Origin of the sequence: Bacillus sp. FSL M8-0025 (genome assembly GCF_037975475.1) — a bacterium.
Lineage (GTDB): Bacteria > Bacillota > Bacilli > Bacillales > Bacillaceae > Bacillus > Bacillus subtilis.
Genome location: NZ_CP150258.1, coordinates 3041519 through 3059530 on the forward strand (window position 1 = coordinate 3041519; position 18012 = coordinate 3059530).

The 18012-nt window shown below is 43.6% G+C and carries 12 protein-coding genes and 1 tRNA gene; 1 reads left to right on the top strand and 12 read right to left on the bottom strand.

From position 1 onward, the window contains the following. Nucleotides 1-35: 35 nt before the first annotated feature. The 3 genes from MKX38_RS15825 to MKX38_RS15835 form a co-directional block, all read right to left on the bottom strand. Nucleotides 36-108, bottom strand: a tRNA-Ala gene (locus MKX38_RS15825). Between the two features lie 106 nt (nt 109-214). Next, the gene (locus tag MKX38_RS15830) at nt 215-1045 is read right to left on the bottom strand and encodes an undecaprenyl-diphosphate phosphatase (protein ID WP_014477785.1); all 831 of its coding nucleotides are present in this window, start codon (nt 1043-1045) and stop codon (nt 215-217) included. A 92-nt stretch (nt 1046-1137) separates the two neighbouring features. After that, complete coding sequence (locus MKX38_RS15835; protein ID WP_014480665.1) at nt 1138-2304, bottom strand: AI-2E family transporter; 1167 nt, start codon at nt 2302-2304, stop codon at nt 1138-1140. A 181-nt stretch (nt 2305-2485) separates the two neighbouring features. Here MKX38_RS15835 and iolU point away from each other — a divergent pair, with 181 nt between their 5' ends. Next, nucleotides 2486-3472, top strand: coding sequence for a scyllo-inositol 2-dehydrogenase (gene iolU, locus MKX38_RS15840; RefSeq protein ID WP_069322850.1), 987 nt, complete (start codon nt 2486-2488; stop codon nt 3470-3472). A gap of 40 nt (nt 3473-3512) precedes the next feature. Here iolU and rhaA read toward each other — a convergent pair whose 3' ends face one another. From rhaA to mcpB, 9 genes are all read right to left on the bottom strand, one after another. After that, on the bottom strand, nt 3513-4787 hold the full coding sequence (gene rhaA / locus MKX38_RS15845; protein ID WP_015251361.1) for an L-rhamnose isomerase: 1275 nt from the start codon (nt 4785-4787) through the stop codon (nt 3513-3515). Between the two features lie 25 nt (nt 4788-4812). Beyond that, the gene (gene rhaM / locus MKX38_RS15850; RefSeq protein ID WP_014480666.1) at nt 4813-5127 is read right to left on the bottom strand and encodes an L-rhamnose mutarotase; all 315 of its coding nucleotides are present in this window, start codon (nt 5125-5127) and stop codon (nt 4813-4815) included. Between the two features lie 17 nt (nt 5128-5144). Continuing rightward, a complete protein-coding gene (gene rhaB / locus MKX38_RS15855) occupies nt 5145-6602 on the bottom strand; it encodes a rhamnulokinase (RefSeq protein WP_042974474.1) in 1458 nt (485 codons plus the stop codon). 4 nt (nt 6603-6606) lie between these two features. Then, nucleotides 6607-7383, bottom strand: a complete 777-nt coding sequence (gene rhaR / locus MKX38_RS15860) for a rhamnose catabolism operon transcriptional regulator RhaR (RefSeq protein WP_009968057.1) — start codon at nt 7381-7383, stop codon at nt 6607-6609. 57 nt (nt 7384-7440) lie between these two features. Next, the gene (locus MKX38_RS15865; RefSeq protein ID WP_339187682.1) at nt 7441-9510 is read right to left on the bottom strand and encodes a bifunctional aldolase/short-chain dehydrogenase; all 2070 of its coding nucleotides are present in this window, start codon (nt 9508-9510) and stop codon (nt 7441-7443) included. Between the two features lie 135 nt (nt 9511-9645). Further along, nucleotides 9646-11634 carry a methyl-accepting chemotaxis protein TlpB gene (tlpB, locus tag MKX38_RS15870; RefSeq protein WP_113712970.1) on the bottom strand — a complete coding sequence of 663 codons (1989 nt, stop codon included), beginning with the start codon at nt 11632-11634 and terminating at the stop codon, nt 9646-9648. 113 nt (nt 11635-11747) lie between these two features. Beyond that, complete coding sequence (mcpA, locus tag MKX38_RS15875; RefSeq protein ID WP_029318506.1) at nt 11748-13733, bottom strand: methyl-accepting chemotaxis protein; 1986 nt, start codon at nt 13731-13733, stop codon at nt 11748-11750. Between the two features lie 125 nt (nt 13734-13858). Then, nucleotides 13859-15847: a methyl-accepting chemotaxis protein TlpA gene (gene tlpA, locus MKX38_RS15880; RefSeq protein WP_339187685.1), complete on the bottom strand. Its 1989-nt coding sequence runs from the start codon at nt 15845-15847 to the stop codon at nt 13859-13861. A gap of 175 nt (nt 15848-16022) precedes the next feature. Continuing rightward, nucleotides 16023-18011 (bottom strand): methyl-accepting chemotaxis protein McpB, encoded by a 1989-nt coding sequence (gene mcpB, locus MKX38_RS15885; protein WP_339187687.1) that lies wholly within the window; start codon nt 18009-18011, stop codon nt 16023-16025. Nucleotide 18012 lies beyond the last annotated feature (1 nt).

An 18012-nucleotide genomic window follows, 5' to 3' on the forward strand; every position in this document is an offset into this window, starting at 1 on the left:
CAAAAAAACCCTTATAGAATAAGGGTTTAAAGGTATGGAGCCAAGGGGGCTCGAACCCCTGACCTCTACGCTGCCAGCGTAGCGCTCTCCCAGCTGAGCTATGGCCCCGTATGTAATGTCATGTTTATTATAGATGATTTTATTTTGAAAAACAAGCTGTTTCCTCTTGAATTGACAGAAAAAATAAGGCTCGTAAAAGAGCCTTATTTTCGACTTACATCATGATCAAAAGTAAAATCACACCGAGAATAATTCGATAGATTGCAAATGGGACAAGTTTGATTTTGTTAATCAGCCTTAAGAAGAAACGGACGACAAACAGTGCGACAACAAAGGCACAGATAAAGCCGACGATGAAAAATGGCATCAGATCCGAGCTTAAGCTGTCCCAATGCTTCACGAGGCTTAGAAAGCTGGCTCCCATCATGATCGGCATCGCCATAATAAACGTAAAGTCGGCTGCAGCTCGGTGGTTTAATCCGAGAATAACACCGCCGGAAATGGTTGAACCCGAACGCGAGAAACCCGGCCAAAGGGCAAGACATTGGAATAAGCCGACGGCTATCGCCTGTTTATAGGAAATGCGGTCGAGTGTGTCTGTCGCTGTTTTCCGTTTATTGACCCAGTCAGCAAAAAGCATGAGGATTGCCCCGGCAATTAAACCGATGGCCACAGTTTTAACGGAAAATAAATATTCATCAATGTAATCTTCAAACAAAAAGCCGAGAACAGCTGCAGGCACGAGTCCGACGGCAATTTGGGCAATGCTTAATTTATGTCCCTGCTCCTGGTCGCTTGTAATATTTTTTTTCAAGCCCAGTAAATTTAAAATTCGGTCTTTAAACACGATAGCTACTGCTAAAATGGAGCCTAGCTGAATAACCACCTTGAATGAGTTAGCAGCTTCTTCTGACATCAGATTACTTGATTTAAGCCAGATGTCGTCTACTATAATCATATGTCCTGTCGAAGAAACCGGCGCGTACTCTGTTAATCCTTCTACGATTCCTAAAATGGCGGCTACAAACAATTCCCATAGAGTCATGATTTTGATTCTCCCCATTAGACATTTATTTTTTTACATAACGGGAGCTTCCCATAAATGGAAAGCCCGTCTTATATAACTATAAACGAAAATCACACTTTATGCCCCGGCGTATTTTCATTTTTTTCTTCATCGTATAAATGTGACCGCATTTTAAACCAGTCAAATAAATGTGTCGTAATGACTTTGGCAACCGCATAGCCGGGAATCGCAAGAATGATTCCAACAACGCCGAACAGCTTGCCGGCTGTTAACAGCAGAAAAATAATCGTAATCGGATGGATGTGAAGGTTTTTTCCCATAATTTGCGGAGAGATCAGCTTCCCTTCAATCAGCTGAACAATCGTCCAAACGATCACCAGCTTAAGCAGCATGAGCGGCGATGTCACTATGGCAATGATAATCGCAGGCGTAATGGCAATCGTTGGCCCTAAATATGGAACGATGCTTGTGCAAGCCGCAATGACTGCAAGCAATGAAGCATAATCCAGCCCGATAATCAAATAACCGATAAACAGCAAAAACCCGATACAGAAGCTGACAATGATCTGGCCTCTGATATAAGAGCTTAACCGATGATTCATTTCGCTTAAGACTGTGTATGTCTGTTCTTTCAATTGCGTCGGAACAAACTTCAGTATGTAGACCGGCAATTTTTTTCCGTCCTTTAACAAATAGAAAAGGATAAACGGAACCGTAACGATTGAAATGATAATCTCAGTCAGGGCGCCGATAAAATTCCCAACGCCGGTAAAGGTACTGTTCACAATTGTCGCTGCCTGATCTGAAACCTTTGTTGCGAGATCAGATATATTGATGTTCGTCGTTTGCTGGGCCTGATTGACGAAGTTGCTGCCGATCAGCTGTTTCGTCTGATTTTCAACGATATCCACATATCTTGGGATGTTGTCGATTAAACTCATAATTTGTTCTTTTAAGAAGGGAATGATCGACACGATTGTGATCGTGATCAGCCCGATAACCAATAGATATAGCAGCAATATAGAATAGATTCTTCTTATTCTTCTTCTCTCAAGGAAATCGACGACCGGGTTTAACAGATAAAAAACAATGCCTGTCAAAATAATCGGAAGTGATATCGTTTTGAGCAAAACAATAATCGGGGTGAAAATAAATGATGTTTTTGTAAATACTAGAATATTTAAACCAATCAGCAGCAGCACAAGCAAAAATAAAACAAACTTATTATCCAAGAAGAATCGCTTGAATCTGCCGCTCCATGTTTGCAACGTCTCCACTATCGTTCCTCCGTCATACATAGTTTAATTAAATTGTACACTATCGTCCCTATAATGAAAAATAAAAACCGTTAATTGCTGGAAAAGCTTTCACGGTTTTAACATTCTATTTATATCTATCATGTGATTTTGTTCTTTTTAAGCTATAATTTAGCTATATCATACAAAAGGAGCGATACGAGTGATACGTTTTGCAATAATAGGAACCAACTGGATTACAGACCGCTTTCTTGAGTCAGCAGCGGATATCGAAGATTTTCAGCTGACTGCTGTTTATTCAAGATCGGCTGAACGCGCTGGCGAGTTTGCTGCTAAACACAACGCTGAGCATGCCTTCTCAGACCTTCAGGAAATGGCGGCGAGCGATTGCTTTGATGCCGTATACATAGCGAGCCCGAACGCTCTTCACAAGGAACAAGCCGTTCTCTTTATGAACCATGGCAAGCATGTGCTTTGTGAGAAGCCATTTGCTTCGAATACAAAAGAAACAGAAGAGATGATCTCAGCGGCTAAGGCAAACGGCGTTGTTCTCATGGAAGCAATGAAGACCACTTTCCTGCCGAATTTCAAAGAGCTGAAAAAACACCTGCATAAAATCGGCACTGTCCGCAGATTTACCGCAAGCTACTGCCAGTATTCCTCACGGTATGACGCGTTCAGAAGCGGAACTGTTTTGAATGCGTTTCAGCCTGAGCTTTCCAATGGGTCATTAATGGATATTGGCGTCTATTGTATTTATCCGGCTGTTGTGTTGTTTGGCGCGCCGAAGGATGTAAAAGCAAACGGATATGCTTTATCCTCCGGAGTGGACGGAGAAGGAACTGTCATTCTGTCTTACGACGGGTTCGAAGCTGTTCTGATGCATTCCAAAATCTCTACTTCCTATGCCCCGGCTGAAATCCAGGGTGAAGACGGGACGATTGTAATCGATACGATTCACCGGCCTGAACGTGTTGAAATCCGCTACCGGGACGGCCGCCTTGAAAACATCGCGATCCCTGATCCTAAACCAGCGATGTTCTATGAAGCAGAAGAATTTGTCACGCTCATAAAAGAGAATAAGCTGGAATCTGAAGAAAATACATTTGAACGGTCTTTGACCACCGCAAAAATTATGGAAGAAGCAAGAAAGCAAATGGGGATTGTATACCCTGCTGATCAAGCTTAAAAAAATCCGCACGCGCGCAAATGCCGCGGCGGATTTTTTATTAGACAATCGGAGAAGATGCCTTCCTTTTTAAAAGCACCTGTTGTTCATATTCTTTGATGTCATGAAGCCATGCTTCTTTTACCGGAACGCCCATTTGCTCACAGTAGGAATCCCAGATGGCTCCGAAAGGATATGTTTTGAATTCCTCCATCAGGGCCAGCCTTTCTGTATAGCGGCCCTCTTCCTGCAATTGTTTTAAATATCCGTTCGGGAGAAGCAGGGCATACAATAAAGCTTTGATCATATTTCTCGTTCCGATAGTCCAGGCGGCTACACGGTTAATGCTGGCATCGAAAAAATCCAGACCGATGGCGACCTTCTCAAGAGCATGATTTCGTACAATTTCAAGAGCGATTTCTCTCAATTCATCATCCAAAACCACTACATGGTCGCTATCCCAACGAACAGGCCGCGATACGTGCAAGGCAAGCTTGTCTGTGTAAAGCAGCATGGACGAGATTTTGTTCGATACCGTCTCAGTCGGATGGAAATGGCCTGTATCAAGTAAACAAAGCTTATGGTTCGTCAAAGCATAAGCTAAATAAAATTCATGAGATCCGACAACATATGATTCGGAGCCAAGCCCGAACAGCTTGCTCTCGATTGAATCAAGATTGTGTTGTTCACTGATCTCCTCTGCGAAGATCCGATCCAGTGATTCTTTTAGTCTTTTACGCGGTGTCAGCCTATCACTCGGGATATCCTTATAGCCGTCGGGAATCCAAATATTCGTCAAGCAAGGTGTTCCTAATTCTTTCCCGAAGTATTCCCCGATACGGCGGCAAGCGATGCAATGCCTGATCCAAAATTCTCTGATATCCGGATCAGGGTGTGAAAGGGTGAGTCCGTCAGCCGCTTTCTCATGCGAAAACAAGGTTGGATTAAAATCTAAACCGAGACCAAGGTTTTTTGCCCATTTCACCCAGTTTTCAAAATGCTGCGGCTTCAATTCGTCACGTTCTACCGCTTCCCTGTTTGTTTCTGCGTATATCGCATGCAGGTTTACGCGGTGCTTTCCAGGAATGAGAGAAAGAGCCTTCTCCAAATCTCTTCTTAATTCTTCAGGAGTTTGCGCTTTTCCGGGATAATTGCCAGTCACGTCAATTCCGCCTGAAAGCTCGCCCTTATTTACTTCAAAGCCTTCAATGTCGTCACCCTGCCAGCAATGGATCGAAATGGGCACTTGCTCTAATTGCCGAAGCGCCTCTTCAACATCAATTCCCCATTTTTCATATGCCTGTTTTGCACTGTCATAATTGGCTTTTATGGTCATACGGCTCTCTCCCTTTATCAGTTTTTTAATCCAAATAAAAAACTTCCTTTAGATCTATCGAAACAGGACTGAAATCCGAATTTGTTTTCATTAATGGCGCCATCGATTTCCACCATCTTCGGCAAACTTCCGTGTCCGCCATCTTTCTCCATTTCTCTTCATCCTCTATTTCTAAATATGCAAAAAGCCTGCCTGTTTCCTCGTCTAGAAAAATGGAATAATGGTGTGCTCCATGAGCTTTGAGTGCTTCTGCCATCTCAGGCCAAATGTCATCATGCCGCTGTTTGTATTCTTCGTACTTGTCTTGATGGACAAACATGATACTGGCTTTTCTTTTCAAACCTTTTCACCTCTTCATCATTTAGATAGCGCTTTCAAAACGGTTTGCTGAAATGACTGAATGATGGTGCTTCTGTCAATGTCTTTAGGTGTAAACACTTTGATCGGAAAGGAATTTCTGACGACTTGCCGGGCTTCTTTTATGTCTTTGACTTCTTTGGCAGCAATCATTTGCATCAAAAGATTTCCGGTGGCAGTTGCCTCTATCGGCCCTGCATATACCGCTTTTCCACTCATGTCTGCCGTTAATTGATTTAAGAAATCATTCCGGGCTCCGCCGCCGATGATATGAAATTGCTCGATCGGTTTTTCTGTGATTGTTTCGAGCTCTTTGATGGCTATCGCATAGATGATGGCTAAATTGCTGTAGATGCAGCAGGCAAGTTCGCCTGCAGTGCGGGGAATCTTTTGGCGGGTTTGTCTGCAATAATGTTGTATTTCCTTTATCATGTTTTCTGGATTCAGGAATCGTTTATCATTTAAGTTTATAAATTGCTGGAATGGTTCTGTTTTTTCGGCTTCTTCTGCAAGCTGCTGGAAAGAGTAATCTGCTTGTAACCGCTGTCTGACTTCTTGTATCACCCACATGCCGATAATGTTTTTGAGAAAGCGAATGGTGTTGTTTGCACCGCGTTCATTTGTATAGTTGTTTTCTAAAGCAAGATCAGTTATTATCGGTGTTTTGTTTTCAACCCCGATTAACGACCATGTTCCGCTGCTGATATACGCCCAGCCATCATGTACGCCTGGCGCCGCAATGACGGCCGAGGCCGTATCATGTGTTGCGACTGTCATCACCTTGCACGCCGGGAGATCATAATCCGGGAACCACTCATTTCTTAGCTTCCCGAGTTCACACCCCGGTTCAGTCAGCGGGGCAAATTGCTGTTCCTGAACGGACACGGCTTCAAGCAATTCAGGATCAAGATTTCCCGTTGAGGCGTTTAAAAGCTGTGTTGTGGACGCATTTGTGATTTCCGTTACAGCTTTTCCGGTTAAACAATAGCCTAAATAATCAGGAATCATCATAATTTTGTCTGTCTTTATCAGCAGCTCACGGTCTTCCTCATACAATTGATAGATCGTGTTGAAAGGCTGAAATTGTATTCCTGTTTTTTGATAAATTGCGGCTTTTGAGAGGGTATGTTCCAGTTTGTCTATTGTGTGATCTGTTCTTCTATCACGGTAGGAGATTGCTTCCCGCAACCGATCGCCTTTTTCGTCCAGTAAGACATAATCAACTGCCCATGTATCAATGCCTACGGTGCAGTGTTCATACCCAAGCGTCTTTACTTTTTGCAGTCCTTGCAGGATTTGTTTTAGCAAATGATCAATATCCCAAAAGCAATGCCCGTCTCTTTGACTGAAACCGTTAGCGAACCTGTGAATCTCTTGTATGTCAAGCTTCCCTTCATTCAGTTCACCTACCATGATTCTCCCGCTTGATGCGCCTATATCAATGGCAGTATAAATCATCCTTTCACCCTCTCTTCGAAAGAGGAACAGCTGTCACCTTCACCTTTTTGTCCTCAAGAGCTTTTACCGATGCCGGATCAAGTCCAGAATCCGTAATAAGGCGGCTGACATCTTGCAGCGAGGCAATATGTGAAAACTCGCGGTTCCCCCATTTGCTTGAATCGGCCATCAAAATGGTCTGGTCCGACCTTTCGATCATCCGTTTTTTGAGCAGCGCCTGCCACTCATTTGAATCACTCATCCCGTTGTGTACGTCAAATCCCTTACATGACAGAAAGGTTTTATTGACATGATAGGTCTCAAGTGAACGCTCTGCTAACGGGCCGGCAAACGATAATGATTTTTCCAGCAAAATGCCGCCTGTTGAAATGACTGATATGTTTTCTTTATTGCTGAGTTCAATAGCTGCTTTCATTGAGTTTGTAATCACGGTGAGCTCAATGTCAGGGAGTATTTTTGCCATGTACCAAGCGGTTGTGCTTGCATCGAGAATGATTCGGTCTCCGCTTTTTACATATTTGGCCGCTTCGTGAGCGATGGCTTTTTTTTCGATGACATTCGTGATTTCCCGTTCAGAAAAATGAATTTCTGATTCCTTCTGCTGAATACTGACCGCTCCTCCGTGGCTCCGGCTCAGTTTATGTTCTTTTTCAAGCTTTTCAAGATCACGCCGAATGGTTTCCTCTGTGACTGAAAATATGTCACTTAATTCGGAAACGCGGATGCTTGAACGCATATTTACTATTTCCACTATTTTTTGCTGCCGTTCTGCTACTAGCATCGGTAACGCCCTTCCTCATATCGTAGTCCGTCTTATATTTTTTATCATAGCATATTTCTAACGCGTAAAAGCAGCAGGGACGCCGCCGTCTACCGTGATCATGCAGCCCGTTGTTTTTTCGGCTTTGGAAGAAGCGAAGAATGCAATGGCTTCGGCAATATCCTCCGGGTAAATATTGACGAGCAATGCTGTCCGTTTCCGGTAATGTTCCTCCAGCTGATCCGGTTCAATCCCGTACGCCGCGGCTCGTTCCTCCCGCCAGCTTGAACCCCAGATTGCCGATCCTTGAAGAACCGCATCAGGCAAAACAGAGTTGACCCTAATGCCGAATTCTCCACCTTCTGCAGCAATGCATCTTGCTAAATGGGTTTCAAGCGCCTTAACCGAGCTGTAGGCAGAGGCGTTTTTGCCCGCATAAACCGAATTTTTCGATCCGACAAATACCATGCTTCCGCCTCTATTTTGGTGTTTCATCTGTTTAAACGCTTCACGGGCTACAAGGAAATAGCCTGTTCCTAAAACATTCATATTAAGATTCCATTCTTTTAGACTTGTTTCGTCAAATGGGCTTGATGTGGCCAGCCCGGCATTATTGACGACGATATCAATGCCGCCGTAAGCAAGCGCCGCTCGTTCAAAAGCTGATTGTACGTCTTCCTCCTTTGTCACATCCATTTTGACAGCCATTGCCCGTCCTTCTCCGTATGCATCGTTTATTTCCCCGGCAATTTTCTGTGCACCTTCTATATTCAGATCAGCTACGATCACGTGCCCTCCCTCAGCTGCAAATCGGCGGCATGCTGCACTGCCGATTCCGCCGGCTCCTCCAGTTATCAACGCTACTTTTCGGGAAAATTCTGCTTCCGGCGGGGCCAGCGTGAGTTTATATAGTTCGAGCGGCCAATATTCGACATGGTAGGATTCATTTTCATGTAAAGAAACAAATTGCCCCAGAGCGGTTGCTCCTTTCATCACGGCGATGGCCCTCCGATATAAAGCCCCGCTTACTTTAGACATGGCATAACTTTTTCCTGTATTCACCATTCCGATTCCCGGAATCAATATCACCCGTGGGGAGGATTCAAAGATTTGATCCCCATCCTGCTGATTTCGTGTAAAGTAAGCCTGATACTCTGATGTAAAGGTCTCGACTCCTGACTTGATCAGATCTGCAAGCTTGTGCACATCTTGAGTTTCCGGATTCCAATCAATGTACAGCGGAACCCGTTTTGTGTGAACAAGGTGATCCGGGCATGCCGCACCGATTTGCGAAAGTGCTGGCGCTTGGACACTGTTTACAAATTCCAAGACATCGTCATGATCATCATAGGAAAGGATCATTTTCTTTTCTTCACTTACTGCTCCTCTGATCACAGGCATGATGCCTGCCAAGATTTGTTTTCTTTTATCCTCCGGCAGCGGCTGATACCTTTTGCCTCCGAATACCTCATGCTGATTGATACGATCGTTAACATACTGCTCGGCTTCTTGAATGATGGATATCGTTTTTTGATAACATGTTTCAGACGTCTCTCCCCAAGTGACTAAGCCGTGTTTCTCCATTAATATAAGCTCGGCGTGGGGATTGTTTGCTACGCCTTCAGCGATCATTTTAGACAAAGTAAATCCAGGGCGAACGTATGGCACCCATACAAATCGGTTTCCGTAAATGTCTTCAGCGATTTGTTTTCCATTATCTGCACAGCATATGCTGATAATCGCATCTGGATGGGTATGGTCAACATGTTTGTATGGCAGAAAAGCGTGTAATAGCGTTTCAATTGAAGGGCGGGGATGTTTGCTGTCTATCATACAATGAGACAGGTAGTCTACCATTTCTTCATCTGGCATTTGGTCCCTTTTAATCAGCGGGCGGATATCATCTAATTTCAAACCGGTAAAGTTATGCGTTTTCATTGTTGCCAAATCCGAACCGCTTCCTTTTACCCACATGACTTCTATTTCACGGCCTCTAAAATCCTTTTCCGTTGTTTTCATAGATGTATTCCCCCCGCCCCAGTTGCAGACAGTGCGGTCTGACCCGATCAGATTGGACCTGTACACCAATTCCTCTACACCTTTAGGCAGCTGTGCAGCTCGCTCTGAATCCCATATATGTTTCACCATATTTGATATTCCTCCATCCCCTTTTATTTGTATCCGTTTTCATTATACATGATTTCTGTTTGTTTTTGAATTGTTTTTGTTTATTTTTGTTTTCAACAAAAAAGAAAGCAGCAGATATGCCGCTTTCTTGTTTTATTAAGATTCAATTTTAAATTTCTTCGTAATGTCCTGAAGTTCTTCCGCCATGTTTGCCAACGTTTCCGCTGAAGAGCTGATTTCTTCCATGGACGCAAGCTGTTCTTCCGCCGAAGCTGCGATATCCTGAATGCCTGCTGAGCTTTCTTTCGCCACTGCAGAAATATCTTCAACAGCACTTGACACTTCCTGTGATCCGGCTGACAGTTGTTCAACCGTCGCGTTCAAGTTTTGCAATTCGCCGGAAATTTGGGTTGTCATCTCATAGATTTGTTTAAAGCTTTCCGCTGTTTGATCCGTAATCTGCAAGCCTTCTTTCACTTCATGATTCACGGATTGGAACATTGAAAGTGAGGTGCTGATTTCCCTGACAATCTCTTGAATTAATCCTTCAATTTCCTTGGCGGAGTCTGCTGACTGTACAGCAAGTTTTCTAACCTCTTCCGCAACTACTGAGAAACCTCTTCCGTATTCTCCCGCTCTTGCCGCCTCAATCGCAGCATTTAATGCAAGCAGGTTGGTTTGATCAGCAATGCCATTAATCACATTCAAGATGCTTGTGATGTCTTGCGATTTTGTTTCAAGACCCTTCACAACCGCTTCCGCTTTTTGAACGGATTGGTCAATTGTTTTCATCTGGCCGACTGTATGCTCCACCAGCTTTTCTCCGCTGCCCGCTGCCTCAGAGGACTGAATCGATGATTTCGTAATGGTTGAAGAGGCCTGAGCCACTTTTGAAATCCCCTCGTTCATTTGAGAAAGATGATTTGAGCTTGTTTCCAGTTTCTCGCTTTGCGCCTCGTTGCCATCTGAGAACTGTTCGATGGCAAGTGTAATATGCTCAGTTGCCTTGCTCGTTTGGGCTGCGCTTGCCGTCAGCTCCTCAGAAGATGAAGCAACGTTTTCTACAGACGTTTGAATAACCCCGATTACAGAACGCAATGATGCAGACATTTCATTAAAGCTTTCGCCAAGCTGGCCAAACTCGTTTTTCGAGTGAATGTCAATGACTTCTGTGAGATCTCCGCTGCTGATTTTTGCAGACGTTGAGACAAGTTTTTTTAACGGCTTGGTGATGGCACGAATAATATAGAGTATGAGTATGCCGCCGATTACAATTGACACGCATAGAATGATAACCGCAGTGTTCAGCACCGGACTTGAAGCATCTTGCAATTCACTGACAAAATATGTGCCTGCGATTTTCCAGCCAGTCAGTTTATTTGTCGTAAAGGCCATTTTCTTTTCTTTGCCTTCGAATGTATATTCAAATGAGCCTTCTTTTTTGGAATATACTTGGTTTGTCCAATCGCCGGATCCGGTTGTCCCCGGCTTAATTGTCGGATGGGCGATATATTTTTTGTTGCCAGTCGTAATAAATGCAAAGCCTTCTTTACCGATTTTGATTCTTTGTGATGCAGTAAGCACTTCATCCAGGTTTAAATCAAGCGCTATAACCCCTGAACCGTCTTTTAATTGTTTTGAAATTGTGACAACGATATCTCCTGTCGCTTCATCAGTATACGGTTCTGAGAAAACAGCTTGTCCTTTTTCCGCAACCGCCTGTTTGTACCAGTCACGTCCTGTCGGATCAAAACCTTTCGGAACACCGCTATCCGGATATTTATAAAGCTTCTTATCTTCTGAAGCAGCATAGATTGCGCCTACATCGTCGTTAAGTGTCGTGTACTGCTTAAATTTCTCTTTCAGTAATGTTTTGTTTTTGCCTAGCAATATGTCTTTATCGACTGTCTCACTATAATAATCTATTGCTTTTACTTTATCTTCTAATTTATTTTGCAGCGTACTGTTTAGTTCTTCAACATTTCCCTTCGCACTGTTTATGAGCTCTCTGTCTAACGCGTTCCAAGCTGATTGATAACTGAAATATGCTAAAACCCCAACCGGCAAAATAAGCACTGCCAGAAACGCAGCGATTAGCGGTTTGCTGATCGATGGCTGTTTGATCCAATGTATGAATTTTCCCATTCTTGTTGACTCCTCCTTTAAGATAAATCTAATATCGTCAAACTAGGATAAAAGGTTTAATAAAAAAACTAAAAAAAACACCCAAGCGCAACAAGCTTGGGTGTTAAGGTTTATTATTCGATTTTGAATCGTTTGGTCATATCGCGAAGCTCTTCCGCCATAGACGAAAGGGTCTCTGCAGACGAGCTGATTTCTTCCATGGAAGCAAGCTGCTCTTCGGCTGACGCCGCGATATCTTGTATATGCGCTGAGCTTTCTTTTGAAATCGATGCAATGTGCTCAGACGCTCCCGAAACTTCTTCGGAGCTGGCAGAAAGCTGCTGAACCGTCGCACTCATATTTTGCAGTTCGCCGGCGATTTGGTTCGTCATTTCAGAAATGCGTTTGAAGCTCATTTCTGTTTTATCTGTGATGTCAAGGCCTGTCTGCACCTCTTGATTGACAGATTGGAACATGCCGAGAGATGTATTGATTTCCTTCACAATTTCGATGATTAATCCTTCAATCTCTTTTGCTGAATCTGCTGACTGTACTGCCAGTTTTCTTACTTCTTCCGCTACAACGGAGAAGCCGCGGCCGTACTCGCCTGCGCGCGCTGCTTCAATTGCTGCGTTTAAGGCAAGCAGGTTCGTCTGGTCTGCGATGCCGTTGATCACACGCAAAATGTTTGTAATGTCTTTCGATTTCGTTTCCAATCCGCGTACAACTTGCTCCGCTTCTTTAACGGACTTGTCAATGACGTTCATTTGGCCGACGGTTTGGTGAACAAGCTTGCCGCCTTCACTTGCAATTTCTGTCGATTGAACAGATGAATCAGTGATCACTTCAGAAGCTTGAGCCATATTCGTCAACCCGTCATTCATTTGATAAATGTGCTCTGCTGCCGTTTCAATGTTTTCGTTTTGTTTTTCATTGCCGTTAGAAAATTGTTCAATCGCCAATGTAATGTGCTCTGTTGCCTTGCTCGTTTGCGCAGCTGATGCAGTGAGCTCCTCAGAGGAAGCGGCAACATTATCTACCGAATCCTGGATGGCGTGTATGAGAGAACGAAGTGACGACGCCATATTGTTAAAGCTTTTGCCAAGCTCGCCCAATTCATCTTTTGAACGGATATCAATGGTTTCCGTCAAATCTCCCTCGCTGATCCGCTTAGAGGAACCGACAAGCTGTTTCAGCGGTGTTGTAATCGACCGAATGATCAAAGTCATGACGATAATCCCTATGATAATAGCTGCGGCCAAGACAATTAAAGCAAGGTGTAGGACAGGCTGGGCTGCCTCATGGATTTCATCCAAATACATGGTGCCGCCGATCTTCCATCCCGTCAACTTGTTTGTGTCAAAGGCCATTTTTTTCTTATCGCCATCCATGGTGTATTGAAAATCGCCTTTATCAGCACTCAACATCTTATCGAGCCAGTCGCCTTTTAATTCAGTTCCTGATTTTTCATTCGGGTGTGCGACAACTTTTTTGTCCTTCGTCATGATAAATGCGTAGCCTTGTGTGCCGATGTTGACTTTTTTGGTTGTTTTCAGCAGATTTTCAATCGTCATGTTGATTGCGATAACGCCTGAACCATCTTTTGTCTGCTGGGCGATTGTCACAACCATCGTATTTGTCGACGCGGTTTTATAAGGATCTGTCACAACGACTTTTCCTTTATTCGCAACCGCTTTTTTGTACCAGTCGCGCTCAACCGGATTGTAGCCGCTCGGCATCGGGAGATCCGGGTAACGGGTAAAGTGCCCTTTTGTGTCGCTTGTATAAATGGATTCTACATCCTTGTTAATGCTGATATATTGTGAGAATTTCTCTGCAATGCTTGCATTGCTTTTTGCATTGTATTTCTCTTTTGTCAGCCATTCGCTGAAATAATCAGCACTGTTTTCTTTTTCGCCGATGCTGGTGTTAATGATTTCGTTTAATTGCTGTACATTTTCCAATGCGCTCCCCATCATCTGTCTGTCGAGTGAGCTGCTAGCCGATTGATACGCAAAGATCGCCAATATAACAACCGGTATGATGAGGATCGACAGAAAGGAAACGAGAAGCTTCCGTGTAATTGATCTTTGTTTTATGAGTTGGAGTATTTTTTTCATCATTCATTTCTCCTTTTTTATGCTACCCTTCATATCGGCTGGAAATGGGTAAATATATACAGCAAAAAAGAAGAAATTTAACAAAAGTAACTAATTTCCCATAAATAAATAGTATTTTAGACCTATTATTTATCTACTTTAAATTGTTTTGTCAGATCACGGAGTTCTTCAGACATTCTTTCAAGCGTCAGTGCAGATGAACTAATCTCCTCCATGGATGCCAGCTGTTCCTCAGCTGAAGCAGCAATATCTTGGATGCCATCCGAGCTTTCCTTAGAAATGGCTGTGATATCATTTGAAGCTGCGGAAATTTCTTGAGCTCCCGCTGACAGCTCCTCAACCGTCGCATTCATGTTTTGCAACTCGGAAGCAATTTGATTGGTCATTTGCGATATATGTTTGAAGCTCTGTTTAGTTTCATCCGTCATGACAAGCCCTGTTTCAACTTCTTTGTTTACGGACTGAAGCACGTTCAGTGATGTGTGAATTTCTTTTACTATTTCACTGATCAGCGATTCAATTTCTTTTGCCGAGTCAGCCGACTGTACCGCGAGCTTTCTCACTTCCTCAGCGACGACTGAGAAGCCCCGGCCATATTCACCCGCTCTGGCCGCTTCAATGGCGGCATTTAAAGCCAAAAGATTGGTTTGATCCGCAATGCCGTTGATGACACGCAAAATATTCGTGATATCCTTTGATTTGATCTCCAGCCCTTTCACCACTTGTTCCGCTGCTTTTACGCAATGGTCAATTGTGTTCATTTGGCCGGCTGTTTTCTGGACGAGTGTCTCCCCTTTACTTGACACTTCTGTTGAATCTGCGGATGTTTCTGTAATCACTGCTGCAGCCCGCGCCAGCTCTGCCAATCCGTCATTCATTTCATTAATTTGTTCGGTTGTCGTTTCTATTTTCTCGCTTTGGCTTTCACTGCCGTTTGAAAATTGCTCGATAGCCATCGTAATGTGCTCAGTGGCTCTGCTTGTCTGGTCTGCCGATGCAGTCAGCTCTTCAGACGATGAGGCAACGTGCTCTACTGAGTCTTTGATCCCGTGAATGAGCGAGCGAAGCGAGTGTGCCATATGATTGAAGCTCTCGCTCAGAACGCCGAGTTCATCTTTTGAATTGATTTCAATCGTTTCGGTTAGATCGCCTTCACTAATTTTTTCAGCGGATGCGACAATGCGTCTCAATGGCTTTGTGATGGATCGAATCACAAAATAAATCGCCGTCATTCCAGCTGCGATGGCAATCGCCAGAACGATTGAAGCCATGATCAGAACCCTGCTTGCAGCATTGTGAATCTCGTTTGCATACATCGTGCCGCTGATTTTCCAGCCTGTTGTTTCGCTTGTTACAAATGCCATTTTTTTCTTTTTGCCTTTGTACGTATATTCAAAGTCCCCGCTTTTATCCTTGTAGAGCTTATCAACCCAGTCCCCTTTTAGCTCTGTTCCCGCTTTTTCTCCGGAGTAGGCGATGACTTTCTTGTTTTGGCTCAAGATAAAAGCATAGCCTTCTTTTCCGATATTGATTCCTTTCGCGGTAGTGACTAAGTCATCAATTTTCATATCAATGGCGACAACGCCTGATCCATCCACCGTTTGACGGGCGATGGTGACGACCATTTTTCCTGATGAAATCGATTCATAAGGCTCAGTGACAATTGTTTTGCCTTTATTGGCCATTGCTTCTTTGTACCAATCTCGTTCCAAAGCATTAAAGTCACTTGGCATGTCAGCGTACGGATAACGTGTGAATTCCCCGTCTTTGCCGCTTGAAAATACCGCAGCGACATTATCATTCATTTGGATAAATTGTTTAAATTCCTGTTTCAGCTCTGTTTTCTTTTTATCCTGAAATTTTTCTGCTGTAGCCCAATCGCTGAAATACGCGAGGCTTTTTTCAGTCGTACTGATTTTATCATCAATGATGTGATCTAATATCTGAACATTTTCCTTTGCGCTTTGCGTCATCTGTACATCAAGTGAGGCAACTGCTGATTGATAAGCGCTAACCGAAAGGGCGGTTATCGGAACAATTAAGATCAGCAGGAAAGAAATAATAAGTCTCCTTGCAATTGATGATCTGCGAATAGTGGTGAGTGTTTTTTTCATTTCCTTTTGAACCTTCTTTCAATAATTTACAAATTATATCGGCGGATCTTCCTTTAAATTACATTGAAAATGAAGGTAAAAATGAAAAATAGTTCTAAATTCACCGGTTAAACTAGGACTTTATTATTGTTTACCATATAAAAAACAGCGCTTTGATAGCGCTGTTTTTCGGTTTTTACTCGATTTTAAATTGTTTCGTCAGATCACGAAGCTCTTCTGCCATCTGCGCAAGAGTGGTCGCTGAGGAACTGATTTCTTCCATGGAAGCAAGCTGTTCTTCAGCTGATGCGGCAATGTCCTGGATGCTAGCCGAGCTTTCTTTCGACACGTCTGCAATGCCGCTGACTGCTGCTGAAACATGCTGTGAACGGTCTGACAGCTGCTCGACGGTGGAATTCATCGTCTGCAGCTTGCCCGCGATTTCGTTTGTCATGCTGAAAATGCTCTGGAAGCTTTCTTTTGTATTGTCTGTGACAACAAGTCCGGACTGTACTTCCTGATTGACCTCTTTAAACATGTGAAGAGAGGTTTCGATTTCTGCGACGATTTCTTGGATCAGCTTTTCGATTTCTTTTGCTGAATCGGCTGATTGGACAGCCAGCTTGCGCACTTCCTCCGCTACGACAGAGAAGCCGCGTCCTGACTCTCCGGCACGCGCCGCTTCAATGGCTGCGTTTAGTGCAAGCAGATTTGTTTGGTCAGCGATTCCGTTGATGACTCTCAAAATGCTTGTGATGTCTTTTGATTTTCCTTCTAAGCCTTTGACAACAGCTTCAGCCTGCTGAACAGATTGATTAATCGAGTTCATTTGTCCGACTGTCTGCTGCACAAACTTCTCACCCGTTCCGGCGATTTCCGTTGATTGGATCGATGCCTTTGTAATATCTGACGATGTTTGTGAGACTTGCTGGAGTCCTTCATTCATTAAGTTCAGCTGATGAGAGCTGGATTCAACCTTTTCGCTTTGCTCCTCGTTTCCGTTTGAGAACTGCTCAATCGCCATCGTAATATGCTCGGTGGCTTTACTCGTCTGCCCGGCAGATGCGGTAAGCTGTTCGGAAGATGCGACCACATTGTTCACCGAGTCCTGAATAGCGCTGATCAGCGAGCGGAGAGATTGTCCCATTTCATTGAAGCTTTCCCCAAGCTCCCCAAGCTCATCCTTTGAATGGATTTCGATCGTTTCGGTCAGATCCCCCCTGCTGATCGTTTTCGATGATTGAACAAGACGTTTTAACGGTTTTGTAATTGAACGAACGATAAACAGAATTAAAATTCCGCCTGCCACAATGGAAGCAATCAGCACAATCATTCCTGTAGTCAGCACAGACTTTGAGGCATCCTTAATTTCATCCATATACATTGTGCCGGCTATTTTCCAACCAGTCAGTTCGTTTGTAGTATAGGTCATCTTTTTATCTTCGTTATTAAGAGTATACTGGAGTTCACCGCTGTCATTCGCATACATTTTGGCTACCCAGTCGCCTGAAAGCTTTTCTCCAGCCTTATGGTTCTTGTGGGCGACATAGGTTTTGTTTTTTGTTGCAATGAAAGCATAACCTTCTTTTCCGACCTTGATTTGTTTCATTTGTTCTAACAATTTATCAATGGTAATATCCATGGCGACAACGCCAGATCCGTCCTTCAGCTCCTGTGCAATGGTAATGACCATGCTTCCGTCACTCGCAGCCACGTAAGGATCTGTCACGACAATTTCACCGCCGGCCTTCATCGCATCCTGGTACCAAGGGCGTTGTCTCGGGTCGTATCCTTCCGGCAATTTTTCTTTTGGCGCTTGTACGTAAGTGCCGTTATCTGCGCCCCCATAAATTCTGGCTACTCCTTGATTAATAGATACATATTGTGAAAATTTAGCTTTGATCTCTTCTTGATTGGATTTCCCTTTGAATGCGGACCTTTTAAGAGATTCACTGAAAAAGGTGACTGCTTTCGCTTTTTCTCCCAGATCATTTGTAACAGTTGTATTAAATGTATCGACACTGTTTTTCGCATTTCCCATAATTTCCTGATCCAGCTTTCCGCTGGCGCTTCGGTAAGAGCTAAATTCTAATATAAGAATAGGGATAATGAGAATCGCAATAAATGAGACGATTAATTTCTTTGAAATAGACGGTTTCTTCAGCCAATTGATAAAAGTCTTCATG

Bases quoted from the DNA above. Each gene is read 5' to 3' on its own strand.
- rhaR (WP_009968057.1), bottom strand. From the start codon at position 7,383: ATGCTAGTAGCAGAACGGCAGCAAAAAATAGTGGAAATAGTAAATATG.
- MKX38_RS15865 (WP_339187682.1), bottom strand. From the start codon at position 9,510: ATGGTGAAACATATATGGGATTCAGAGCGAGCTGCACAGCTGCCTAAA.
- mcpA (WP_029318506.1), bottom strand. From the start codon at position 13,733: ATGAAAAAAATACTCCAACTCATAAAACAAAGATCAATTACACGGAAG.
- tlpB (WP_113712970.1), bottom strand. From the start codon at position 11,634: ATGGGAAAATTCATACATTGGATCAAACAGCCATCGATCAGCAAACCG.
- MKX38_RS15830 (WP_014477785.1), bottom strand. From the start codon at position 1,045: ATGACTCTATGGGAATTGTTTGTAGCCGCCATTTTAGGAATCGTAGAA.
- rhaB (WP_042974474.1), bottom strand. From the start codon at position 6,602: ATGATTTATACTGCCATTGATATAGGCGCATCAAGCGGGAGAATCATG.
- mcpB (WP_339187687.1), bottom strand. From the start codon at position 18,011: ATGAAGACTTTTATCAATTGGCTGAAGAAACCGTCTATTTCAAAGAAA.
- tlpA (WP_339187685.1), bottom strand. From the start codon at position 15,847: ATGAAAAAAACACTCACCACTATTCGCAGATCATCAATTGCAAGGAGA.
- rhaA (WP_015251361.1), bottom strand. From the start codon at position 4,787: ATGACCATAAAAGCCAATTATGACAGTGCAAAACAGGCATATGAAAAA.